Here is a 23127-nt window from a genome sequence, read left to right as displayed (position 1 = left end):
ACTGGGAAAATCACACCAGAACGGACTGCAGCCGGGTCAGCTCGTTGATCTGCGCTTTGGTCGCCTGGTAGCCGAGGCTGATCGCCTCGTCGGCGCGATGGAATTCGGTCAGGCCGATATGGCTGAGCTTCGGCTGCAGCGACATATCGGGCGGATCGCCGGCGAGCCTTGCCCGCGAAATCCGGTCCTGGATGATGTTGAAGGCCTCGACCATGACGCCGGTGATGCCGAGGCGCGTCTGGTGCGATTGGGGATTGACCTGGCCGGGGCGCGGCGCATCGCTCTCGACGAGAAGCTCGCCGGCGCTATGCTTGATGACGGCGGCGCGTCCGAACAGGTCGTAATGCAAGTTGACCGCCACGACGAGCGGCTGCTCGTAAGCGCGGCAGACCGAGACCGGCACCGGATTGACCAGCGCGCCATCGACCAGCATGCGGCCATTGCAAGCTACCGGCTCGAAGACGCCCGGCAGCGCATAGGAGGCGCGCATCGCGGTGACCAGCGAGCCGCTCGACAGCCAGATCTCATGGCCGGTGCGGATTTCGGAGGCGACGGCGACGAAGGGTTTCGGCAAATCCTCGAAGCGGGCACCATTGAGGTGCTCGCGCAGGCGCTGATCGAGCCTCAGGCCGCCGAACAGGCCGCTGCCGCGCAGATTGAGATCGAGAAGGCCGAAAATGCGCCGCTTGGTCAGGCTTCTGGCGAACTCTTCCAGCTCGTCGAGCTTGCCGGCGAGGTAGCAGCCGCCGACCAGGGCGCCGATCGAGGTGCCGGCAATCATCGACACTTCGATGCCGGCCTCGTCCAGCGCGCGCAGCACGCCGATATGAGCCCAGCCCCTGGCGCAACCGCCGCCGAGCGCCAGCGAAATGCCGGTTTTCTTCTGAGATTTCTGCTCAGACGCGCCGCCGGACGATGCGGGGCCGTTGGCCTCCCGAACGTCAGGTCTGCTGCGCAATGACGCCCATTCGAGCATCATGATCTCCCTTGTCCCATATCCCTTCTACCGCAAGGATATTTGAGAATAGTGAATGTGAGTGGTTTGTGAATATTGAATGGTTCACACCGGCTTCCGATACGTTTGGTCCGCATCGAACAGCGGCTTGCTGCCGTCGTCGGCAAGCACCGCCTTGCCGTCGCTGAGCCCCACCATCCGATAAAAGCAGGAACGTCTGCCGGTGTGACAAGTTGCGTCGTGGCCCAACACTTTGACGCTCAACCATATCGCGTCCTGGTCACAATCCGTGCGCATCTCGACGACGTGCTGGAAATTGCCGGAGGTCTCGCCCTTCTTCCACAGCGCGTTGCGCGAGCGCGACCAGTAGTGGGCAATGCCGGTCTCGAGCGTGAGCGCCAGCGCCTCGGCGTTCATATGCGCGACCATCAACAGCATGCCGTCGCCGGCATCGGTGACGACGACGGTGACGAGGCCCGCGGCATCGAAGCGCGGGGAAAGAACGGCGCCTTCCTCCAGCGCTTTCTTGTCTGACGGGGCTTCGGGAAATTGCAGTGCCGACATCGCCGGTCCATCTTTCTGGTTGACCATGATCTTATCCGAAAACCGGTCTCCAATTTTCGCTGACGCGGTCCTTCGGTTCGGGATCATGGTCTGATGGGCCGGCGACGGCCGGCAGATCAGCCGGCACGCACCATGGTGACGAAGCGCACCTGTTCCTCGGGCGTGTCCTTGAAGACGCCGGTGAAGGTCGAGGTCAGCGTGGTCGAGCCCTGCTTGCGGATGCCGCGCATGGCCATGCACATGTGCTCGGCTTCGAGCATGACGGCGACGCCGCGCGGATTGAGCACGTCCTGGATGACGCCGGCGATCTGCGCCGTCATCGCTTCCTGCGTCTGCAGGCGATGCGCGAAGATGTCAACGACACGCGCGATCTTCGACAGGCCGACGACCTTGCCGTCCGGCAGGTAGCCGACATGGGCCTTGCCGATGATCGGCACCATGTGGTGCTCGCAATGCGAATGAAAGTTTATGTCCTTGACGATGACGAGATCGTCATAGCCTGCAACTTCCTCGAAGGTGCGGCCAAGCTCGTCGGCCGGGCACATGTCATAGCCGTTGAACATCTCGCGGAAGGCTTTGGTGACACGCTTGGGCGTGTCGACCAGGCCTTCGCGGTCCGGGTTGTCGCCGGTCCAGCGCAAAAGCGTGCGCACGGCGGCTTCGACCTCGGCCTCGCTCGGCCGGTCGGTGACGGGCTTGTCCATATAGTCGGAGGGGGGCATGATTTTCTTGATGACGGCATCCATAAAGGCGTCTCCCGTAGTCCCACTCAAAGGTGGAACGAGTTGAACGGACCACGACCTTTTGGGTGAAAATCGCCCATTTCCATCCCGCAAGCGGCGTGAACGTATGGGCAAGGACAACGGTTTGTAGTCGCCTTGTCGATGCCCGACTGCGACCATTATATATGGTTGTAGCTGAGCGAAAGGAAGACGCGAGAGCGGCAAAGCCTGTTCGCTGGGCGGCGACGGATTGGAAAAATATGATCGACGACGTCTACAATGCGAAAATTCTCGGCTTCGCCGGAAACATAGGGCGGATCGGCCGGCTCGACGATGCCGACGCGACGGCCAGGGCGCATTCCAAATTGTGCGGCTCTACCGTCACCGTCGACCTCAAAATGGACGGCGATGTGGTGACCGATTTCGCCCACGACGTGAAGGCCTGCGCGCTCGGCCAGGCCTCGTCGTCGATCATGGCGCAGCATGTGGTCGGCGCCAGCGCCGACGAATTGCGCGCCGTGCGCGAAACCATGCTGAAGATGCTCAAGGAGAACGGCGCGCCGCCGGAAGGCCGTTTCGCCGACCTCAAATATCTGGAACCGGTGCGCGACTACAAGGCGCGCCACGCCTCGACCATGCTGACCTTCGACGCCGTGGTCGATGCGATCGGCCAGATCGAGAAGAAGCGCGCCGGACAGGCCGCCTAAGTTTTGCCTTCTCCGGGATTGTCGCTCAACTCGTCGACGAGCCAGTCTGAAAAGGCTTTCGCCGGCCAGCTGAGATGCTGAAGGTCAGGAGCGACAAGCCAGTACGCGCCAAATGGCACTTCCATTTCGAAGGGCCGTATAAGGAGGCCCGCCCGTAGGTCCGCGCCGTTCAGTATTCGATCGCCCAAGGCGACACCATGCCCGAGCTTCGCCGCCTGCATGGCAAGCGCTGCATCGGTGAATAGCGGCCCTCTTTGCAGCGCGAGGTCCGGAAGGCCCATCGCCTGAAACCATCTAGCCCAGCCATCACGATTGTAGTCATGCAACAGCGTGTAGTGCTGCAGGTCGGCAGGTGTCGCCAGCGGAACTCCGGATGCGAGCAGACCAGAAGCCAGGACCGGCGTTACCAGGACATCAACCAGATGCTTTGCCTGTGTGCGCGGCCATGAGCGAGCTACCGCTCCGTAGCGAATGGCAAGCTCTGCTTCGTTGCCCCGAAATTCTATAAGGCGAGACTCTGCATCGACCGAGATGTCGATCTGCGGATAGTGTTGCCTGAATGAATTGAGACGCTGAATGAGAAACTCTCCGGCAAAAGACGGTTCGACACTGACCCGTAGCGGACTGTGATCTGGCCTGCTGACAATTTGCGATAGACGGCGATCGATATCGTCAAAGCTGGTTGTCAATTGACCGAGTAGGGTCTCTCCCGCCTCGGTCAACTCAACCTTGCGATGGAGCCGTTCGAAAAGCGGCCGGCCGATCAAGGCCTCGAGTTCCCTGATCTGGCGGCTGATCGCCGCCTGCGACACATAAAGCTCCTCGGCCGCCCGGCTGAAGCTCAAATGCCGGCCGGCCGTTTCGAAGCTCCTGAGCGCCGTGAGCGGCAGCCGTCCTCGCTTCATCTCGCATAACCTCAAGTTATCCGAGGCGGAAATTATACTCGTTTGAGGAGGAAGACCAGCAGCAGTCTAGTCGGCGTTCAAAGGAGCGCTGCCATGTACCAGTTTCTGGACATTCTGAACGAGGTCATGCGGATCGCGACATTCCAGTGGCACGGGATCCGGCGCCGCGGTTGCGATGACCATCGCTGCCACCACGCACCGTTGGCCGATAGGCATCCCACGCGCCGCTACAGGCCATGACGGGAAGAAGAAACATTGCGTTTCAGCGCCAAAGCCCACATCTATCGCGCAGTGAAACAGGCCGCGGAGACAGATGGGCGACCATCCTGGACATACACATGGCATCCAGCCGACCCAGCACGGGCGCAACTGGCCGGGGCCGTGGCGCAAGACGCCTGGGCGCATCCTGGGCACGTCGCTCGTGCGCCTCTACCAACTGACGCTCTCGGGCTTTGTCGGCAACAGCTGCCGGCACCTGCCGACCTGTTCCGAATATGCGCATGAGGCCATCGCCCGTCACGGTCTGTGGGCCGGCGGCTGGATGGGGCTGTTCCGAATCTTGCGCTGCGGGCCGTTCGGAACGCATGGTATAGACCGCGTGCCGGAGACGCTTGCTGCGCGCTATGTCTGGTTCATGCCGTGGCGTTACTGGCGGATCGGCAAAAGGCGCGGCCAACCCGGAATCTGATTGCTTCGCGGTCACGGATCAGCGAGTTTTTACGATCCGGTAGGGTTAACGCGAAGCTGCACAAACACTGCCAATTTGAGACAAAATCGAGACAAGACGCGCCGCTAAGCCGCTGCCTGCAATCCCGTTCAGGAGTGACTTCGCCATGCGCCAGATGGACCGCTATCCCTTCATTTTTGCCATCGTCCTTTTCCTTCTGGCCTGGATGCTGGGCCTGCCGGTGCGGGCGCAATCGGCGCCGCTCGACGACATCCACTGCACACTGATCCAGGATCAGCAAAGCGGCGAGACGCTCTATCAGGATGGTGTCTGCGACAAGCGCGTCAGCCCGGCTTCCACCTTCAAAGTGCCGCTTGCGCTGATCGGCTACGATGCCGGGATACTGAGCGATCAGCACACGCCGAGCTGGGACTACAAGCCGGAGTTCAAGGCGGCAAAGCGCGACCGGAAGACCGTCGATCCGACGATCTGGGAACGCGATTCCATCGTCTGGTACTCGCGTGAGATCACGCGACGGCTCGGCGCTGAAAAGTTTGCCTTCTATGTGTCGAAACTTGGCTACGGCAACAAGGATGTCTCGGGCGATGCCGGCAAGGACAACGGGCTTACGCAATCCTGGATAAATTCCTCGCTCGAAATATCGCCGGTCGAGCAGACCGCCTTCCTGCGCCAGCTGCTCGCCGGCAAGATGCCGGTGTCGGCGAAGGCGCATGAGATGACAAAGGCGATCCTGCCGACCTTCGCGGCGGGGGACTGGACCGTGCAAGGCAAGACGGGCAGCACGAGGCTCGGCCAGGACGGCAAGCGCTCGCTCGGCTGGTTCGTCGGCTGGGCCGAGAAGAACGGCCGCCGCATCGTCTTTGCAAGACTGGTTGTGGATGCCAAGCGTACCGACAACCCGAAGGGCCTCGCAACGCGAGCGGCCTTCCTGAAGGATCTGCCGCAGCTGGTGAAGTAGCTTCTCTCAGACGCTCCGGCGGGCGCGCAGGATGTGCCCGCCGGAATTGCCTCGGGAGCCGGGGGACCTGGCAAAACGGGCGGCGATCTCGCCGCTTTCGAGATCCTCGATTTCGTCAAAGCCGAGGTCGGTGAGCGACTTCGTCAATTCATCGGGAACGAAAAAGCTGATCCAGGGTTCGCCGACGGCCGCGACGCGCGCCGCATGGAAGGCCAGGGCGGCCTGTCCCACGCTGTCGCGGTTCTCGGCCGGTTCGCTGTAGTCGAACACTATCTCGGAGCCCGGAATGCCGGCAATATAGGACAACGTGGTGAAGATCGCATCCTGCGTCAGATAAGGCACGACCCCCAGCCACATGAAGAAGCCCGGTTTGGTCGCTTTCAGGCCCGCCTCGGCCAGTTCTTCGGCCAAGCGCTGCCGCTCGAAATTGACCGGCACGAAAATGGCGCCGGGTGGTTCGGCCAGACCGGCTTCGGCGATGCGTTTGCGTTTCCATGCCTGCGTCGCCGGGTGATCGACTTCGAAGACCGTGAGGCCCGGATAGGGATTGCGCAACGAAAACGTGTCGAGCCCGGCGCCGAGCACGACGAGCTGGCGAACGCCGCGCCCCACCGCTGCCGCCAGCCAATCCTCTGCGAGGCGCGCGCGTGCGGCCACGAACAGGCGCATGCGGCGGCTATGCTCGTCTTCCTGTTGGAGTTCCTTTGGCACGGGTGCGGCATCGCCCAGGATTGCGCTCGCATAGGGATCGCGAAACAGCGCGGCCTGGTGCGAAAACTGATGCAACGCCCGCAAGCGTGCGACGCGAAGGGCGGTTCGGCTGGGGGATGCGTCTTCCATGCTTCTATACAAGCCGCGCCGCGTTGCGTTCACAAGCCCTTCGCGAGGCGCCTGCGACATCGCCGGCGACATTTCCTGACGGCCGCTCTTTACCTGACGCGACACTGCCTCTAAAACCGCGCCGCTGCTGGATGCCTCCGGCTAACCCTCTGCATGCCGCGCCGCATCCTGCGACATGCATTTTACCACCCGCGCTCGTTTGCGGGACTGGATAGGAGAACACTGATGCCGAATTCCGTTTCCCTGACATTTCCCGATGGCTCCGTCCGCGATTACGATGCGGCGCTGACCGGTGACGGCCTAGCCGAATCGATTTCCAAGTCGCTGGCGAAGAAGGCTGTCGCCTACAGCCTCGACGGCACCGTTCGCGATCTTTCCGATCCGCTCGGCAAATCCGGCAAGGTCGAGATCATCACCCGCGATGATCCGCGCGCGCTGGAGCTTATCCGCCACGATGCCGCACATGTGCTGGCCGAGGCAGTGCAGGAGCTTTGGCCGGGAACGCAGGTGACCATCGGGCCGGTCATCGAGAACGGGTTCTACTACGACTTCGCGCGCAATGCGCCGTTCACGCCGGATGATTTCCCGGTGATCGAGAAGAAGATGCGCGAGATCATCGCGCGCAACAAGCCGTTCACCAAGGAAGTCTGGTCGCGCGAGAAGGCGAAGAAGGTCTTCGCCGAAAAGGGCGAACGCTACAAGCTCGAGCTGATCGACGCTATTCCCGAGGACCAGGATCTCAAGATCTACGCCCAGGGCGACTGGTTCGATCTCTGCCGCGGTCCGCACATGGCTTCGACCGGACAGATCGGCAACGCCTTCAAGCTGATGAAGGTGGCGGGCGCCTATTGGCGTGGCGATTCCAACAATCCGATGCTGACGCGCATCTATGGTACGGCCTTTGCCGACCAGGCGCAGCTCGAGGCCTACCAGACGCTTCTGGAGGAAGCCGAAAAGCGCGACCATCGCAAGCTCGGCCGCGAGATGGATTTGTTCCATTTCCAGGAGGAGGGGCCGGGCGTCGTCTTCTGGCACGCCAAGGGCTGGAAGATGGTGCAAAACCTGATCAACTACATGCGCCGCCGCCTCGACGAGCACGGCTACCAGGAAGTCAACGCGCCGCAGGTCCTGGACAAGAGCCTGTGGGAGACCTCGGGACATTGGGGCTGGTATCGCGACGCGATGTTCAAGGTGACGGTCGCCGGTGACGACACCGACGACGACCGCGTCTTCGCGCTGAAGCCGATGAACTGTCCCGGCCATGTGCAGATCTTCAAGCACGGGTTGAAGTCTTACCGCGAATTGCCCGTCAAGCTTGCGGAATTCGGCAATGTGCATCGCTATGAGCCATCGGGCGCGCTGCACGGGCTGATGCGCGTGCGCGGCTTCACGCAGGACGACGCCCATATCTTCTGCACCGAGGAGCAGCTTGCGGCCGAATGCCTGCGCATCAACGACCTGATCCTTTCGACCTACGCCGATTTCGGCTTCGACGAGGTCGCCGTGAAGCTGTCGACGCGTCCGGACAAGCGCGTCGGCACCGACGAGGCGTGGGATCATGCCGAGGCGATCATGAGCAACGTGCTGGAGACGATCCGCACGCGCTCCGGCAACCGCATCAAGACTTCGATCAATCCGGGCGAGGGCGCCTTCTACGGCCCGAAGTTCGAATACGTGCTGAAGGACGCGATCGGCCGCGAATGGCAATGCGGCACCACCCAGGTCGACTTCAACCTGCCGGAGCGTTTCGGCGCCTTCTATATCGGCTCGGATTCGGAGAAGAAGCAGCCGGTCATGGTGCATCGCGCGGTATGCGGCTCGATGGAGCGCTTCCTCGGCATCCTGATCGAGAACTATTCCGGCCACTTCCCGCTGTGGTTCGCGCCGCTGCAGGTGGTGGTGGCGACCATCACCTCCGATGCGGATGACTATGCAAGGAAGGTGGTCGAGCGGCTGAAGGCGGTAGGGCTGTTGGCCGAAGCCGATCTGCGCAACGAGAAGATCAACTACAAGGTGCGCGAGCATTCCTTGGCCAAGGTGCCGGTGATCCTCGTTTGCGGCAAGCGCGAAGCGGAAGAAGAAACCGTCAATGTCCGCCGGCTGGGTTCCCGCGACCAGGAATCGCAGAAGCTCGACGATGCGGTGAAATCCCTGGCCGACGAGGCGGTCTCGCCTGACCGCAAGCGTCGCGCCGCCTGACTTTCCAACCTGTCCTAAATGGCGGTGGCGTGTCCACCGCCATTTTCATAAGCCTGTCACGCCAGCCTTGTAACGAGCCGCCATGCTCAAACTGAAACTACGGGAAAGACGTTTTCCCGAGCTCTCCTACGCCAACCCGCATCAGCCGGTGCTGACACGCTGGTTCATCCATTCCGTCGAGGGCCTGTCGGGTCGCGACCGCTTCGCCGTGCTTTATGATTTCTGGCGCCGCCAGGTGGTTCCGACCGGCGATCGCGTGTTCAGCCGCATGCTGGAACTGATCGACGTCAAGGTCCGCAACGCCGTGCAATGGCCGCCGGCAGCGCTACCGGACACGCCGCTGGTCATCGTCGCAAACCATCCGTTCGGCATCGGCGACGGCATTGCGGTGCTGTCGCTTGCCGAGCAACTGGGCCGGCCGTTCCGGGTGATGATCCACAAGGACCTGCTCAGGATCCGCGAGATGGAGCCCTATTCGCTGCCCATCGATTTTTCCGAGACCAAGGAAGCCCTGAAGAACAACATGGCCGTGCGCCATGAAGCGGTGCGGCTGTTGAAGGAAGGTGTCACAATCGTCGTCTTTCCGGCCGGCGGCGTCGCGACGGCGCCGAAAGGCTTCGGCCGCGCCATCGACCTGCCGTGGAAGATGTTCCCGGCCAAGCTCATCCAGGACGCCAGGGCCTCGGTCATTCCGATGCATTTCTCTGGCCAGAACGGCCGTCTGTTCCATCTCGTCAGCGGCCCGATGAACATGGCCGAGCGCGACAACCGCGTGGCAAAATTCATCGGCAAGGCATCGCTGACGCTGCGCACTTCGCTGCTGATCCGCGAGTTCGCCCGCCTGTCGGGCAAGGCGATCGAGGTGCGCGTCGGCGACTTGCTGAGGTGGAGCGACGACCTTGAACCCTTGCGCGATCGCAAGCTGCTGCTCGATCGGCTCTATCGCTCGGTCTTCGACCTGGCGATGCCGGCTGCGCCGCGTGGCGTGCCGTTCCTGCCGAAGCGGATGCGTAAAGCCGCTTGAGTAAAAGCGATTAGTCGGCGCCTTCCTCGGGGTCGATGGCCGAGGACTCATTGGCCACGACCTCGATTTCCTGGTTCTGGCCGGCAACGACCGTGAAATCCTTCTGGTAGATGCGGTCGCGGTTCTTGGCGATGATGGTGTACTGGCCCTCGGCCAGCACCATCGAGGCGAAGGCGCCGACCGCTTCCTTGATCGGATCGCCGCTCTCGTTGAGCAGCGACCAGGACGTGTCTGCAATGGCTTCGCCGCCGGGCTCGCGTACCAGCTTCATCGTCATCTCGGCGGCGCGGTGCTCGACGGTCGCTTCGGTCAGCTTGCCGGCCTCGACGCGGATGTCGGAGCGGATCACGGCGTTGACCGCGCCATAGGTGGAGACGACATGGTAGGTGCCGGCGTTGAGCCGCACCACGGTGTTCGGCGCGACGTCGGGGGCGATCAGCGGGCGGTCGCCATTGGCCGCAGCCTGGCCTTCATAGATCGAGAAGCGCAGTTTCTTGGACTGGATTGGCGCGCCGCCCGATGTCACCGCATCGAGCTTCAGGCCGCCGGCATCGAGCACAAGGCTTTCGCGCCTGGCTTCCTTGCCGACGGTGATGCGCTTGGTGGCGCCGGCGCGCCCGTAGGAGGCATGGACGAGATAGCTGCCGGGGTCGAGTTGGAAAACCGCCGTGCCGCCATGCGCGGATGCCACCATCGGCAGCTTGCCGTCGCTGGTAGGCTGCGGCCTGAAGACCCGCCAGACGATGCCGCGGGTGATGTCGGCGCCCTTGTCGGTCAACTGCGCCGACAGCGTGATGGCGCCGCCATTGCCGAGCGCCAGCGGTCCCTCGGTCTTCGGCGTCGCGTAGCTTGAAATGCCTGGAAGTTTGATGTCGCCGATATCGTTGGCATTCTGGGCCAGCGCGAAGGAAACCGGCACCGCGAACAACGCAGCGACCAGTGCGATCACGAAAAGGCGCAGGGTCCCCTCAAACATGCCTTGCGTTGAAGCCCAAGGCGGTGGCAATTTCAAGGCCTAGGAGTGCGTTGCTTCCCGCAGCGGCTCCTTATCCGGCACAAAACGCCACCGCCCGAGCCACCCGACCTCCCGATGGCGTGCTTCAGCTCAAAATCGAATGCTTTCCAGGAGACTTGCGCCATGGCGTCGCCGATCATCGACTTCCTGCTCACCCGCAATTCCGCGCCGATCCCCGACCTCAAGGAGCCGGCGCCGAGTGATGCCGAGATCGCGACGATGATTGCGGCGGCCTCGCGCGTTCCCGACCACGGCCGGCTCGAACCCTGGCGCTTCATCCTTTACCGCGGCGAGGCGCGGGTCGAGATCGGCAAGAAACTGGCGGCGCTTGCCGAGCAGCGGGAGGGGCCGCTGCCGGAGGGCCGGCGCAACCAGGAACTGGCGCGCTTCTCGCGCGCGCCGCTGGTGATCGGCGTCGTGTCGGTGCCGAAGGAGAACCCGAAGATCCCGCAATGGGAAATGTTCCTGTCGGGAGGCATGGCGGCCATGAACCTGATGACCGCGGCCAACGCGCTCGGCTACGGCACCAACATGATCAGCAACTGGTATTCCGACGTTGCCGAGGGCAGGGCGATCCTCGGCCTGTCGCCGCAGGAGCGCGTCATCGGCTTCGTCCATATCGGCTCCTATCAGGGGCCGGCCCCGGAACGGCCGCGGCCCGATCCGGCGAAGCTCTATGCCGATTACACCGGTCCTTGGGCCGGTTAGTCACGTGCTGCGCGCTTGGAAGCCGCGGCCGGCCCGGCAGGATTACCGCGGCGCGCAGTCATGACGGCGCGCACGAAGCCTGGCTCGCCGATCCGGATGCTGCCGTCAGGAAGGCCGAGGATGCGGTCGAGCGCGATCTCATAGAGCCGCATCCGTTTCTCCAGGGTTTCGATGGCGATATCCATATCGGCATCGCCGCCTGCGAGCGCCTTGGCGGTGACATCGTATGTCGCCAGGCCGAATTGCATGACAATTTCGGCGACGCCTTCCGGGTCGAAAGTGCGGAAGGCGCCATCCTCGACGCCTTGCTTGATGATCTCCACCAGCACGGGTGAGAAGGATTTGCTGGCGGCCAGACTGATGCGATGAAAAAGCACGAGATTCTCAGGCCGGAACAGCGTCTCGAAGAGCGCCCATGCTTCCGGCGCGGTATCGATCTTGGCTTGGCGAGACGCAGCCAGCAGGGCATTCAAGCGTCCAAGCGGATCGAGGTTTGGATCATCGACGACCTTCTGGACGCCGGCGAGCGCCTGTCTGGCGAAACGCTCCGCCAGTGCCTCCAGCAGGGCCTCCTTGGAGGCGAAGTAGTGATAGAAGGCGCCTTTTGAGATGCCGGCGGCCGCGATGACGTCGTTGAGGCTCGCTTTGTCGTAGCCATGCGTCAGGAACAGGGCCTGGGCGTAGTCCAGCAATTGTTCGCGCCTGAGTTCCGGGTGCCTGATGATGCGGGGCATGGCGAAACCTTGTGCACGCGGCGGCCGTTTCCGTCCAGAGTGCCGAAGCGTCTTGAGATGTAGACCGATGGTCGGTATAATAGACCACTGGTCGGATTCGGCCAAATTGCGGCTGGGGCGAAACGTCGTGGAAGGTGGTCATGATCTCGAGATTGATTGTCCAGACATTCCTGTGGTTCGGCTTCATGGGCGCACTGCTCTTCGCGTCGGCCGGCACGCTGCGCTGGCCGGGAGCCTGGGTCTATCTGGTGTTGATGGTCGGGCTCAGCCTGACGCTTGGCGTGGCGCTCGCGCGGCGCGATCCCGGGCTGATGAATGAGCGGCTGAGCCCTCCCATCCAGAAGAGCCAGACCGCGGCCGACAAGATCCTGCTTTCCATCCTGCTCGCCGGCATTTTTGCCTGGCTGATGCTGATGGGGCTCGACTTCCGCTTTGGCTGGTCGGCCGTTCCGCTATGGCTGCAAGCGGCCGGCGCGATCGTCCTGCTGCTCGGAATCTGGATCTCCTACCTGACGATGATGGAAAACAGCTTCGCGGCGCCTGTCGTGAAGATCCAGGACGAACGCGGACAGAAGGTCATCACCACAGGGCCTTACGCTTACGTCCGTCACCCGATGTATGCCGGCGCCATTTTCTTCTTTGCCGGCACGGCGCTGCTGCTTGGTTCCTGGTGGGGCCTGGCATCCGTGCTCGTCTTCATCGTCCTGCTCGGCATCCGCACCTTCATCGAGGAGCAGACCTTGCGGACCGGCCTGCAGGGCTATGACGACTACGCCGCGCGTGTTCGCTACAAGCTGATCCCGATGGTCTGGTAGCAGGCTTCAGGCAGATATGCGGGCCGCCTTGGCGCGGGCCAGCAAGCGCTCGGCCAGCCGCAGATGCGGCCGGTCGTACATCTTGCCGTCGATGCCGACGACGCCCGGGTTTCCGGCAGCCGCGAAGGCGTCGACGATCGCCTGCGATCGCTCGACCGCTTCGGCCGATGGCGTGAAGGCGGCGTTGATGACTGGCACCTGCGCGGGATGGATCGCCATCTTGCCGGTGAAGCCATCGCGCTCCGCTTCTCTGCACTCCTCCTCGAAACCGGCCATGTTACGGAAATCCGGAAAGACGGTATCGATCGCAGCGACTTCCGCCGCTCCCGCAGACAGAATGGTCATGGCACGCGCCAGGCGGAAGACATCGGTGTAGCGGCCGTTTTCGTCGCGGGCCGAGCGTGCGCCGATCGCCGCCGACAAATCCTCCGCTCCCCAGGTCAGGCCGGCGAGGCGCGCGCTCGTCCCGGCATAACTTGCCGCCGCCAGCACGCCTGCCGCGGTTTCGGTGATGATCGGCAGGACCCTTATGCCGCCATCCGGCAACCCGCTTTCGGCCTCATGGACCCGAAGCTTCGCCGCCAGCTGCTGGACGTCCTGCCCGCTGTTCGACTTGGGCAGCATGATGCCGTCGGGTTTCACCGGGACAAGAGCCGCGAGGTCATCGTCGGTGAGGCCGGTGGAAAGGTCGTTGACCCGCACATAGATGGCGCAACGTGTGTGGCGCCTTTGGCTCGAGATGAAATCAGCCGCGGTCGCGCGTGCCGCCGCCTTGTTGGCGGCAGCAACGGAATCCTCGAGATCGACGATGACCACATCGGCCCCCGCCCCGAAGCCTTTTTCCAGCTTCCGTTCTGAATCGCCGGGCACGAAGAGCAACGAGCGCATCAGGCCGCCTTTTTCAGCATCATCGCCTGCCTTGTGCATTTGGCGACAAGAACGTCGTTCTGATTGTAGGCGCGATGTTCGAACTCGACGATGCCGCGGTCGGGCTTCGACCTGGACTCGCGCACCGAGACGACCGTCGTCTCGACCCGGATTGTGTCGCCGTGAAAGACCGGGTGCGGGAACACGGTTTCCTTCATGCCGAGATTGGCGACAGTGGTTCCGACGGTGATGTCGTTCACCGAAATGCCGATCATCAGGCCGAGCGTGAACAGCGAATTGACCAGCGGCTTGCCCCACTCGGTTTTCGCGGCGAAGTCGAAATCGATGTGCAAAGGCTGTGGGTTCAGCGTCATCACCGAAAACAGCATGTTGTCGCTTTCGGTCACGGTCTTGCGAAGCGTATGGCGGAAGACATGGCCGACGGCAAATTCTTCCAGATAAAGCCCGGCCATGGTCGATCTCCTCCGATTTCCTTGCTTGATAGGCGTTGGTCGCGGCTCCATCAAGCCGGTTAAGAAACATGGTGAACCGTTCGTAAACCATTTGCAGCCTACCGTTCATAACGGGGTCGGGAACATTCCGGCAGGGGCGTAGCTGGTTGGCATGGTTGTTTCGCACTTTCTGAAATGGATCGATACGGCGAGGGTTTCCGAGCGTGCCGCCGCCGCGAGCGCGCTGGCACGCGCCTATATCGATTCCGATCTGCCGTTCGAGGATCGCTGCGCCGCCGAGGCAGCGCTCACGCTGCTTTTGGATGACGCTTCCTCCAAGGTGCGCCTGGCGCTCGCCGAGGCGCTGTCGATGAGCCATCACGCGCCGCCGCAGGTGATCAGCGCTTTGGCCGCCGACCAGCCGGAAGTGGCGGCGCTGGTGCTGGCGCGTTCGCCGCTGCTTACCGACGCCGATCTGGTCGAGCGCGTCGCCTGCGGCCAGAAGGCGACGCAGAAGCTTATCGCCAACCGTCCGGTCGTCTCGATGTCGCTGGCGGCGGCAATCGCAGAGATCGGCGAGCCGGAAGCCTGTGCCGCGCTGGTCGGCAACAGTGGCGCCGAGATTGCTTCGCTGAGCTTCCGCCGCATGGCCGAGCGGCATGGCCATCTGCCGCTGGTGCGCGAGGCGCTGATTGCCGATCGGCGCCTGCCCGCCGACTGCCGGCACATGCTGCTGGTCAAGCTCGGCGAGTCCCTGAAAGGTTCGCCGCTGGTGCTGGCGATGATGGGCGCCGCGCGCGCCGATCGCGTGACGCGCGATGCTTGCGTGAAGGCCTCGGTGACGTTGATCGAGGGAACGCACATGGAAGAGCATGCCGCGCTGATCGAGCATCTGAGACTGCGCGGCGATCTCACCGCAAGCTTCATCATCCGCACCATCGCGCATGGCAAGGTGGACTTCTTCGGTTCGACGCTGGTGGCGCTCGCTCAACAGTCCGAGCAGCGGGTAACGGCGCTTCTCGCCGGGGGGCATGACGTGGCGCTGCAGGCGCTGTTCCGCAGCGCCGGACTTGCGCCGGCGACCCATGGCATCATCCTGCGCGCGCTCAAGATCTGGCGTGAGGTCGCCAATGGCCGGCGTGTCGCCGGCGTGCAGGAAGTGAGCTGGCTGATGTTGAAGGAACTCGGCGGCCAATCCGCCGAGGGCGATCTCGCCGGGCTGGTGAAGTCGATCCATCTCGACGCATTGCGCGAAAACGCGCGCGGGCATGCGCTGGCGATAGCCGCCGCCTAGCCAGTTCGATGGGCTACGGTGCGTTGTACCTTGAAAAATCTGGTACTATGTCTTGGTGATGCGCAATTTTTCCAGAACGCGAAGTGCTAAGGTCCCGGCCGAAATTCAACCTTTGATTGATGCGATCAAGGTACGCTTGAATCCGGAGTCTATCTGGCTGTTCGGTAGCCGAGCGCGAGGGGACAACCGGCCAGATAGCGACTGGGATATCCTCGTTGCTCTGCCAGACGATGCTGAGCCCGAATTGCTCGATCCGTTGGTAGCTTGGGCAATAAAGAGCGAAGTCGGTATTCCCGCTACAATCCTTTCCACGAAATCCGGAGAGTTGGCCGCGAGCTGGGACTCAAAGAACACGATTGCGTATGACGTGGCCCGAAACGGCTATCGGCTAGATGTCTGACCAGTGGACCATAGCCAGTGCCCTTCGGCTAGCGAACGGGTGTATCAGCGATGCACTTATCCTGGCTGGCTCAGGTTCTCGGAATAGCGCCTATCTGAGCGAGCAGGCGCTTGAGCAGGTTATTCGAGCCCTGGCAACATCCGAAGCCATTCATATCGAGCGTCATGACGCCCATCAACTGGATAAGGTGATAAGGCGATTTCCGGAAGACAATGCGGAGAGACCTGCACTGAAATCTTTCTCGTGGCTGGAAGCCTATGCGACGACCTTTCGATATCCGTCGCCGTCGGGGCGGATACCTCCGGCTCCGAATAAGCAAAAGCTCCAAGAAGCTATCGATGGCATTTCAAAACTGATCCTGCGGGCTGCGAGCCACTTCGAGGTTGACCTCGCGGACGATACCAAGCCGGCCAAGGTCGTCGCCCCGATGAGAAAGCCGCGAAGCGCGGAGTAAGCTATCCTCCTCGGCTCCTGGCAAAGAAATCCGGGTAATCTTCCATCGCCGCGGCGATGATGCGCAGCGAGGCGGCGATCTGCAGCATCTCGAGCCGGTCGCTGCGTTCGGCGATGCTGGCCGCATATTGCCTCGCCACGGCGACTGTCGCGGTCTGCGGCTCGCCCGGCCGTCGGAACAGCAATTCGCGCGCCAGGCCGCGCAGGAAATTGCCGACGGACTCGACCGTTTCGTGCGGGATGGCGGAGTTCAGTTGCGCGTGGCGCAGCCGCAGCACCTCCAGCCCGACGGTGACGGCCGCGATGCTGCCGCCCAGGACGGGGTCGCCCTTGCGGCCCGTCTGCTGCACCTGGGGCATCAACTGGTTGATCCGGTCATAGGCCAAGCTTTCGAAGGCCGAGCGCCGGGGTATTCGCTCATGCAGGCAAAGTCGCGCCAGATCCTCGCGCATGGCTTGCGAGATACGCTCCACGGTGACCCACGGATCGGCAGGCAGCACGACGATGAAGACGCCGATGGCAATCAGGATGCCGACCAGGATCGAGGCGGAGCCAGCGAAGAACGGCCCGGGATCGTAGATCATCTGCTGATGCGGGCTGAGGAAGGCGAGGAAGTTGATGGCGAAAGCGGTGGCGACACCGACATGGCGTGGATTGGCCATGCCGAGCGCCGCGGGTACCAGGATCGGTACGACGAAGAGCGTGAACCAGCCGAAGCCTGGCAGCGCCGGCAGCGCGACCTGGCCGACGAGAAAGGCAAAAGGCAGCGCGATCAGCGTGCCGGTGAAGAAACCCCAGGCGGACTGCACGGGATCGGGGCGCGCCGCAAACAGGCTGGAGACGACGGCGACGAGGATGACGGTGCCGGCCGCTTCCGACCATTTGGTCGTCAGCCAGAAGATTGCCACAAGCAATGTCGCGAGCGCGGCGCGCAAGGCGTTGCGCCATGCGGCCTGGTAGTCGCGGTGGACGACCAGCGCCGGCTGGCCTCGCTCGCTCGATTTGCGGGAGACGGGCGACCGAAGCGCGTCCAGCCCGCGCATCACCTGCTTCAGCGCCTCGGCGAAATCGCCGGCGATTGTCAGGCGGGTGATTGTGCCGACCTTGTCTTCGCCAGTATCGTTGGGGCCGGTGTCGTCGGGGAGGGCCGGAACTTCCCTTGCCTTGCCGGCAATCCCGTCGAGCCGCGCCACCCAGGGGCCGGTGTCGTCGAGCGCGCCGGGCGTCGCCGCCAATTCGGCGACAAAGGCTTTCAACTCGCTGCGCATGGGAATGAGCGCCGCGTTCTTGGGCCTGCGATGGCTATGCAACGCGCGCGCCGCCGAAAGCGCCCACAGGAGTTGACCGATGGTGCGCCGCACCGGGTGGGCGCGGGTGGCGAAGCTCGGCGCCTCCAGCCGCGCATAAGTGCGCATTTCGGCGAGCGTCTGGGCGTCAGTGATCAGCTTGCGCTGGAGCGCGGCAAGGCTTGCCGGATCGCCTCCGGAAAAGGCGCCGCCGGCATATTCGGCGAGGTCGAGGATGCTACGCTTCAGCCTGGAGATGATGGCGTCGGCCGCCAGCTTCGGCAGGATCAGCCGGCTGGTCACGCCGGCGCAGACGATGCCAAGCACGATCTCGGCGCAACGCGCGACGGCAAGGTCGACGACGACAACCGGCTGCCCGAGGGCCGGCAGGCTGATGATCATCGCCGTGTAGCCGGCAAGTGCCGCGCCATAGGCTTCCGGGTTGCGCAGCAATGACGAGACGAGCGTGCAGACGCCGATCCAGAGCGCCAGCACCGTGACCAGCAGCCAGGGATTGGCGCCGAACAGGGATGTGATGCCGACCGCGGCCAGGCCGCCGGCCAGCGTGCCGAGCAGCCGGTAAAAGCCCTTCGCCAGCACCATGCCGGCCACCGGCTGCGCGACGATGAACACCGTCATCATCGCCCATTGCGGATGGTCGAGTTTCAGCGCGTAGGCGGCAAGAAGCGCGATCAGCCCGGCCGAAACCGTGCGCAGGGCGAAAATCCAGTCCGAACGGGTCGGCTGCGTCAGACCGCTTAACGGTGTCTCGACAAGCTCTTTCAGCCGCGTCCAGGTCACAATCGTCTCCGTACCGGCCTGTTATGGACCAGCAGACGATCAGATATCCAGCACGTCCGTCTCGGCGAATTCGGCGCGCTCCTGGATGAAGCGGAAGCGCGCCTCGGGCTTGGTGCCCATCAGCGCGTCGACGGCATCCTTGGTCGCCTGCTCGGCCTCGCTCACGTCGACCCTGAGAAGCGTGCGCTTCCTTGGATCCATCGTGGTTTCCTTGAGCTGTGCGGCCATCATCTCGCCGAGGCCCTTGAAGCGGCCGATCTCGACCTTGCCGCGCCCGGTGAATTCGGTGCGCAGCAACTCGTCCTTGTGCGCGTCGTCGCGGGCATAGCCGACCTTGCCGCCTTGCCTGATCGAATAGAGCGGCGGCACGGCCATGAAGAGATGGCCGCCGCGGATCAGGTTCGGCATCTCCTGATAGAAGAAGGTGATCAACAGCGACGCGATATGCGCGCCATCGACGTCGGCGTCGGTCATGATGATCACGCGGTCGTAGCGCAGGTCCTCATCGCGATATTTCGAGCGCGTGCCGCAGCCGAGCGCCTGGATCAGGTCGGAGATCTGCTGGTTGGCGGCAAGCTTGTCGTTGCCGGCGCTGGCGACGTTGAGGATCTTGCCGCGCAGCGGCAGCACCGCCTGGCTGGCGCGGTCGCGCGCCTGCTTGGCCGAGCCGCCGGCGGAGTCGCCCTCGACGATGAAGATCTCGGCGCCGGCTGCGGCATTCTGCGTGCAATCGGCGAGCTTGCCCGGAAGGCGCAGCTTGCGCACCGCGCTCTTGCGCGAGACTTCCTTCTCCTGGCGGCGCCGCACGCGCTCGTCGGCGCGCGCGATGACCCACTCGAGAAGCTTCGAGGCTTCTTGCGGATTGTCCGCCAGCCAGTGATCGAACGGGTCGCGGATGGCGTTTTCGACGATGCGCATCGCCTCGATCGTCGCCAGCCTGTCCTTGGTCTGGCCGACGAATTCAGGCTCGCGGATGAACACCGACAGCATGCCCGCTGCCGAGATCATGACGTCCTCGGTGGTGATGACCGAGGCGCGCTTGTTGCCGATCAGGTCGGCATAGGCGCGAAGTCCGCGCGTCAAAACGTTGCGGAAGCCGGCCTCATGCGTGCCGCCTTCCGCGGTCGGAATGGTGTTGCAGTAGGAGTTGAGGAAGCCATCGCCGCCGAACCATGTCACGGCCCATTCCAGCGAACCGTGACCGCCCTGCTTGTCGCTCTTGCCAGCGAAAATCTCGCGCGTGACCTGGAAATCGTCGCCGAGGGACGCCTTGAGATAATCCTTCAGGCCGCCGGGGAAATGGAATTCGGCCTTGGCCGGTGTCTGGTCCTTTTCCTTGATCAGCGACGGATCGCAGGTCCAGCGGATCTCGACGCCCCCGAACAGATAGGCTTTCGAGCGCGTCATGCGGTAAAGCCGCGCCGGTTCGAAGGCGGCCCCCTTGCCGAAAATCTGCTCGTCGGGATGGAAACGGGTCTTCGTGCCGCGGCGGTTGTGGACCTCGCCGAGATGCTCAAGACCGCTGACCGGGATGCCGCGCGAAAAACGCTGGCGGTAAAGCTGACGGCCGCGCGCGACTTCGACCTCGAGGTGGTCCGACAGCGCGTTGACGACCGAAATGCCGACGCCGTGCAGGCCGCCGGAAGTCTCATAGACTTTCGAGTCGAACTTGCCGCCCGAATGCAGCGTCGTCATGATGACTTCGAGCGCCGGTTTCTTGAACTTCGGATGCGGATCGACCGGGATGCCGCGGCCATTGTCGGTGACGGTCAGGAAGCCGTCGGCGGAGAGTTCGACGTCGATGAAGGTGGCGTGGCCGGCCACCGCCTCGTCCATCGAATTGTCGATGACCTCGGCGAACAGGTGATGCATCGCCTTGTCGTCGGTGCCGCCGATATACATGCCTGGACGGCGTCGGACCGGCTCGAGCCCTTCCAGCACCTCGATATCGGCGGCGCTGTAGCTTTCGCTGGCGTCGCGGGCGGCGGCCGGACGCTTGGCGGCCTGCACGAGCGGATCGGCGGGGCGCGACGGCGCGCGCACCGGCTGCGCCGGCTTTTCCATCTTGCCGAAAAGGTCGTTGCTGTCGTCCATGCTGGGCCTAGCGTCCGGTAATGCGAATCACTCGCCGATACTGCCACGCTTTTGGCGGGCGAACGAGTTCCTGTTCCGTTCAGGGATCAAACTGTCTCTTATTCCAAAACCATTCGATAACCAAGCCGGCCGAAATAGGGCGGTCCGGGCGCCTCGGTATTCCTGATTCTTTAACAATGATGCCTAGCGTGAAGCCCAACTAACAAAAGATCACGGGCGTCAGGGGTTTCGTTGTGAGGGGCAGGGCCATAACCATGATCGGCATCGCCGCCGTCTTCGGCGCGATCTCGATCTTTGCGGCGGACTTCTGGGTCAAGAGCCAGGCAAGGGCCGAACCCGAGGTCAAGGTCGTCGCGGCGCCGCAGCAGCCCAAGATCGAGTTCAAGACCATCGTGGTGGCTCAAGCGCCGCTGCGCTACGGCATGGAGCTCGCTCGGCCGCAACTCGCCGAGATCCCGTGGCCGCAGGATTCGTTGCCGCAAGGCTCCTTCCCGACCATCGACAAGCTGCTTGCCGACGGCAACCGGGTGGTGCTGTCGCCGATCGAGGTCAACGAGCCGGTACTGCTCACCAAGCTGTCGGGACCGAACGGTCGCGCCACGCTTTCCAATATGCTGTCGGCGGGAATGCGGGCCGTCACCGTCCGCACCGACGAGATCGCCGGTGTCGGCGGCTTCATCACGCCGGGAGATCGCGTCGACGTCGTCCTGACGCGTGACGCGGGGGACATCCAGGAAGTGTCCAAGAATGCGCAGGGCGCTGCCGGCTCGACGGTCACGTCCGAGGTCGTCGTCTCCGACGCCAAGGTGCTTTCGGTCGGACAAGGCGCCGACGAGCGCAAGACCGAGCCGCAGGTCGCCAATTCCGTCACCCTCGAGGTGACCAACGAAGGGGCGCAGAAAGTGGCGCTTGCCCGCACAGTCGGCACGCTGTCGTTGTCTCTGCGGTCGGCCGCGGACGCAACCGCCAGCAATAGTGGGCTTACGACCATCTCGTCCTTCGGCGGTTCGGTTGCCGCAAACGCGCAGGCGAGCGCCGCCTCGCTGGTCAATGCGGTGACCAAGGAATCGGACGAGCCGAAATTCAAGACAGTGATCGTGACGCGTGGCGAAAAGGTCGAGGAATACAAGGTTCCCTCACGGGAACCGCCGCAGGAACTGCAGCAATAGCCGGTGGGGACCGGCGGGGACGGGGCAAGATGTTTGGGTTTGATGCATTTCGGACGACCGGAGGATGGCGCCTTCTCGGCGCGATCACGCTGGTGGCGTTGCTGGCGATGCCTGGCTTCACCGCGCCGGCAAGGGCGGACAACGATGTCGTCTACGTTTCGGCGAACAAGAACAGCTCGATCAAGGTGGCCAAGGGCAAGCCGAAGACGATCATGACGAGCGCCGCCTTCTACCAGATCGTCATCGGCGATCCGGAGATAGCCAACGTCAACCCGCTGACCGACAAGTCCTTCTATGTGCTGGGCAACAATCTGGGCACCACCGGTATCGCCCTGTTCGACCAGAACAAGCAGCTAGTCGGCACCATCGATATCGAGGTGACGCTGGACACCGACCAGCTGGCCAGCACCATCCGCGCCAGCGTGCCCGACGCCAAGATCAAGGTCGGTTCGGCAAACGGCCGCGTCGTGCTGTCGGGCGAGGCCGACGATGCGGTCGCCGCCGACAAGGCCAGCAAGATCGCGTCGCGCTTTTCCGGCAACGAGGAAGTTATCAACTCGGTCAACATCTCGTCCTCGCAACAGGTGCAGCTCAACGTCCGCTTCGTCGAGATCAACCGCCAGGCCGGCCAGGATCTCGGCGCCAAATATGCAGCCAATTTCGCCTATGGCATCGGCAACCGCAAAGTCGTGCTGAACCCGGGCGGGGGAGATCTGACGGCCGCCGGAACAGGCGAGATTATCGGCAGCCTGCTGTCGAACGGCGTGTCAATCGACATCGCCATCAAGGCGCTCGAGGAACGCGGTCTGGCGCGGCGGCTTGCGGAGCCGAACCTGATTGCACGTTCAGGCCAGACGGCGAGCTTCCTTGCCGGCGGCGAGTTCCCGATCCCGGTTTCCGAAGAGAATGGCAAGATCAGCGTCACCTACAAGAAATACGGCGTCGGCCTGGATTTCACGCCTACGGTGCTGAAGGACGGGCTGGTAAGCCTCGACATCGCGCCGGAAGTGTCCTCGATCGACCCGTCTGCTTCCATCCAGGTCAGCAGCGGCATTTCCATTCCGGCCTTCATCGTGCGCCGAGCCAGGACATCGGTCGACCTCAAGAACGGCCAGAGCTTCATGATCGCCGGTCTTCTTCAGTCGCAGAACGACATCACGACATCGCGGGTGCCGGGCATAGGCAGGCTGCCGGTGCTCGGTCCGCTGTTTTCCTCGAAATCCTACCAGCGCCGCGAGACCGATCTGGTGATCATCGTCACGCCTTACCTGGTCAAGCCGGTCGATCCGTCGAAGAAGATGGCCATGCCGACCGATGGCACCCAGCCGGCAAGTCCCGCCGACTATTTCCTCAACAACACCGACGAGGTGGACGCCTCGGCGCCGAAGCGTCCGGTGGCGCTGGCCGACGGCAGCGCCGCCCGCCCGGTGGCCGCCAGCACGTCCGGCCACTTCCTCGATTTGCCGAAGGACTAAGG

At 63.3% G+C, this 23127-nt stretch carries 23 protein-coding genes; 12 read left to right on the top strand and 11 right to left on the bottom strand.

Annotated features, from left to right (window positions below; genetic code table 11):
* Nucleotides 1–10 precede the first annotated feature (10 nt).
* The 3 genes from AC0L2L_RS27780 to folE all read right to left on the bottom strand — a co-directional run bounded on the left by AC0L2L_RS27780 (nucleotide 11) and on the right by folE (nucleotide 2265).
* Complete coding sequence (locus AC0L2L_RS27780) at nucleotides 11–976, bottom strand: patatin family protein (protein ID WP_473583036.1); 966 nt, start codon at nucleotides 974–976, stop codon at nucleotides 11–13.
* Between the two features lie 84 nt (nucleotides 977–1060).
* The gene (hisI, locus tag AC0L2L_RS27775; protein WP_473583182.1) at nucleotides 1061–1519 is read right to left on the bottom strand and encodes a phosphoribosyl-AMP cyclohydrolase; all 459 of its coding nucleotides are present in this window, start codon (nucleotides 1517–1519) and stop codon (nucleotides 1061–1063) included.
* A 116-nt stretch (nucleotides 1520–1635) separates the two neighbouring features.
* Complete coding sequence (gene folE, locus AC0L2L_RS27770) at nucleotides 1636–2265, bottom strand: GTP cyclohydrolase I FolE (RefSeq protein ID WP_473583034.1); 630 nt, start codon at nucleotides 2263–2265, stop codon at nucleotides 1636–1638.
* A gap of 236 nt (nucleotides 2266–2501) precedes the next feature.
* Here folE and AC0L2L_RS27765 point away from each other — a divergent pair, with 236 nt between their 5' ends.
* The gene (locus tag AC0L2L_RS27765) at nucleotides 2502–2948 is read left to right on the top strand and encodes an iron-sulfur cluster assembly scaffold protein (RefSeq protein ID WP_040981567.1); all 447 of its coding nucleotides are present in this window, start codon (nucleotides 2502–2504) and stop codon (nucleotides 2946–2948) included.
* On the opposite strand, the gene AC0L2L_RS27760 is transcribed toward AC0L2L_RS27765, so the two are convergent.
* On the bottom strand, nucleotides 2945–3853 hold the full coding sequence (locus AC0L2L_RS27760) for a LysR substrate-binding domain-containing protein (RefSeq protein ID WP_473583032.1): 909 nt from the start codon (nucleotides 3851–3853) through the stop codon (nucleotides 2945–2947). The two genes, AC0L2L_RS27765 and AC0L2L_RS27760, sit on opposite strands and share 4 nt — an antisense overlap.
* Nucleotides 3854–4166: 313 nt before the next feature.
* On the opposite strand from AC0L2L_RS27760, the gene yidD reads away from it, so the two are divergent.
* The gene (gene yidD, locus AC0L2L_RS27755) at nucleotides 4167–4541 is read left to right on the top strand and encodes a membrane protein insertion efficiency factor YidD (protein WP_473583030.1); all 375 of its coding nucleotides are present in this window, start codon (nucleotides 4167–4169) and stop codon (nucleotides 4539–4541) included.
* 145 nt (nucleotides 4542–4686) lie between these two features.
* Nucleotides 4687–5499 (top strand): class D beta-lactamase, encoded by an 813-nt coding sequence (gene blaOXA, locus AC0L2L_RS27750; protein ID WP_473583028.1) that lies wholly within the window; start codon nucleotides 4687–4689, stop codon nucleotides 5497–5499.
* 6 nt (nucleotides 5500–5505) lie between these two features.
* Here the strand turns inward: blaOXA and AC0L2L_RS27745 are convergent, their stop codons facing one another.
* Entirely contained in the window at nucleotides 5506–6399 is an 894-nt protein-coding gene (locus tag AC0L2L_RS27745; protein ID WP_473583026.1) for an SAM-dependent methyltransferase, read from the bottom strand.
* Nucleotides 6400–6564: 165 nt separating this feature from the next.
* On the opposite strand from AC0L2L_RS27745, the gene thrS reads away from it, so the two are divergent.
* The gene (thrS, locus tag AC0L2L_RS27740; protein WP_473583024.1) at nucleotides 6565–8538 is read left to right on the top strand and encodes a threonine--tRNA ligase; all 1974 of its coding nucleotides are present in this window, start codon (nucleotides 6565–6567) and stop codon (nucleotides 8536–8538) included.
* An 82-nt stretch (nucleotides 8539–8620) separates the two neighbouring features.
* Nucleotides 8621–9562: a lysophospholipid acyltransferase family protein gene (locus AC0L2L_RS27735; RefSeq protein WP_473583022.1), complete on the top strand. Its 942-nt coding sequence runs from the start codon at nucleotides 8621–8623 to the stop codon at nucleotides 9560–9562.
* A gap of 10 nt (nucleotides 9563–9572) precedes the next feature.
* Here AC0L2L_RS27735 and AC0L2L_RS27730 read toward each other — a convergent pair whose 3' ends face one another.
* A complete protein-coding gene (locus AC0L2L_RS27730) occupies nucleotides 9573–10538 on the bottom strand; it encodes a hypothetical protein (RefSeq protein ID WP_473583020.1) in 966 nt (321 codons plus the stop codon).
* A gap of 162 nt (nucleotides 10539–10700) precedes the next feature.
* Between AC0L2L_RS27730 and AC0L2L_RS27725 the strand changes: the two genes are divergently transcribed.
* A complete protein-coding gene (locus AC0L2L_RS27725; RefSeq protein ID WP_027167343.1) occupies nucleotides 10701–11285 on the top strand; it encodes a nitroreductase family protein in 585 nt (194 codons plus the stop codon).
* Here the strand turns inward: AC0L2L_RS27725 and AC0L2L_RS27720 are convergent.
* Complete coding sequence (locus AC0L2L_RS27720) at nucleotides 11282–12019, bottom strand: TetR/AcrR family transcriptional regulator (RefSeq protein ID WP_473583018.1); 738 nt, start codon at nucleotides 12017–12019, stop codon at nucleotides 11282–11284. The genes AC0L2L_RS27725 and AC0L2L_RS27720 overlap by 4 nt on opposite strands.
* Nucleotides 12020–12159: 140 nt before the next feature.
* On the opposite strand from AC0L2L_RS27720, the gene AC0L2L_RS27715 reads away from it, so the two are divergent.
* The gene (locus AC0L2L_RS27715) at nucleotides 12160–12834 is read left to right on the top strand and encodes a methyltransferase family protein (RefSeq protein ID WP_473583016.1); all 675 of its coding nucleotides are present in this window, start codon (nucleotides 12160–12162) and stop codon (nucleotides 12832–12834) included.
* 6 nt (nucleotides 12835–12840) lie between these two features.
* Here AC0L2L_RS27715 and AC0L2L_RS27710 read toward each other — a convergent pair whose 3' ends face one another.
* On the bottom strand, nucleotides 12841–13722 hold the full coding sequence (locus AC0L2L_RS27710; protein ID WP_473583014.1) for an HpcH/HpaI aldolase/citrate lyase family protein: 882 nt from the start codon (nucleotides 13720–13722) through the stop codon (nucleotides 12841–12843).
* Nucleotides 13722–14174: a MaoC family dehydratase gene (locus AC0L2L_RS27705; RefSeq protein ID WP_027167347.1), complete on the bottom strand. Its 453-nt coding sequence runs from the start codon at nucleotides 14172–14174 to the stop codon at nucleotides 13722–13724. Before AC0L2L_RS27705 ends, AC0L2L_RS27710 begins: the two co-directional genes overlap by 1 nt.
* A gap of 151 nt (nucleotides 14175–14325) precedes the next feature.
* Between AC0L2L_RS27705 and AC0L2L_RS27700 the strand changes: the two genes are divergently transcribed.
* Genes AC0L2L_RS27700 through AC0L2L_RS27690 form a run of 3 tightly spaced genes read left to right on the top strand, consistent with a single transcriptional unit; the run spans nucleotide 14326 to nucleotide 16301 of the window.
* Nucleotides 14326–15447 carry a DUF2336 domain-containing protein gene (locus AC0L2L_RS27700; RefSeq protein ID WP_473583012.1) on the top strand — a complete coding sequence of 374 codons (1122 nt, stop codon included), beginning with the start codon at nucleotides 14326–14328 and terminating at the stop codon, nucleotides 15445–15447.
* A gap of 58 nt (nucleotides 15448–15505) precedes the next feature.
* Nucleotides 15506–15847, top strand: coding sequence for a nucleotidyltransferase family protein (locus AC0L2L_RS27695; RefSeq protein ID WP_473583181.1), 342 nt, complete (start codon nucleotides 15506–15508; stop codon nucleotides 15845–15847).
* Nucleotides 15840–16301, top strand: coding sequence for a HEPN domain-containing protein (locus AC0L2L_RS27690; protein WP_473583010.1), 462 nt, complete (start codon nucleotides 15840–15842; stop codon nucleotides 16299–16301). The genes AC0L2L_RS27695 and AC0L2L_RS27690 overlap by 8 nt, the downstream gene beginning before the upstream one ends.
* Before the next feature lies 1 nt (nucleotide 16302).
* On the opposite strand, the gene AC0L2L_RS27685 is transcribed toward AC0L2L_RS27690, so the two are convergent.
* Nucleotides 16303–18387, bottom strand: a complete 2085-nt coding sequence (locus AC0L2L_RS27685) for an FUSC family protein (protein ID WP_473583008.1) — start codon at nucleotides 18385–18387, stop codon at nucleotides 16303–16305.
* A gap of 39 nt (nucleotides 18388–18426) precedes the next feature.
* On the bottom strand, nucleotides 18427–20481 hold the full coding sequence (gene parE, locus AC0L2L_RS27680; protein ID WP_473583007.1) for a DNA topoisomerase IV subunit B: 2055 nt from the start codon (nucleotides 20479–20481) through the stop codon (nucleotides 18427–18429).
* Nucleotides 20482–20735: 254 nt separating this feature from the next.
* Here parE and cpaB point away from each other — a divergent pair, with 254 nt between their 5' ends.
* Together cpaB and AC0L2L_RS27670 are read left to right on the top strand one after the other, a co-directional pair.
* Nucleotides 20736–21650, top strand: a complete 915-nt coding sequence (gene cpaB / locus AC0L2L_RS27675) for a Flp pilus assembly protein CpaB (protein ID WP_473583005.1) — start codon at nucleotides 20736–20738, stop codon at nucleotides 21648–21650.
* Nucleotides 21651–21757: 107 nt separating this feature from the next.
* Complete coding sequence (locus tag AC0L2L_RS27670) at nucleotides 21758–23125, top strand: type II and III secretion system protein family protein (protein WP_473583180.1); 1368 nt, start codon at nucleotides 21758–21760, stop codon at nucleotides 23123–23125.
* Nucleotides 23126–23127 lie beyond the last annotated feature (2 nt).

The sequence above is a fragment of the Mesorhizobium sp. WSM4832 genome, assembly GCF_055811115.1.
Note: the sequence above shows the minus strand (reverse complement) of the source record. Positions and strands in the feature narration are given on the sequence as shown.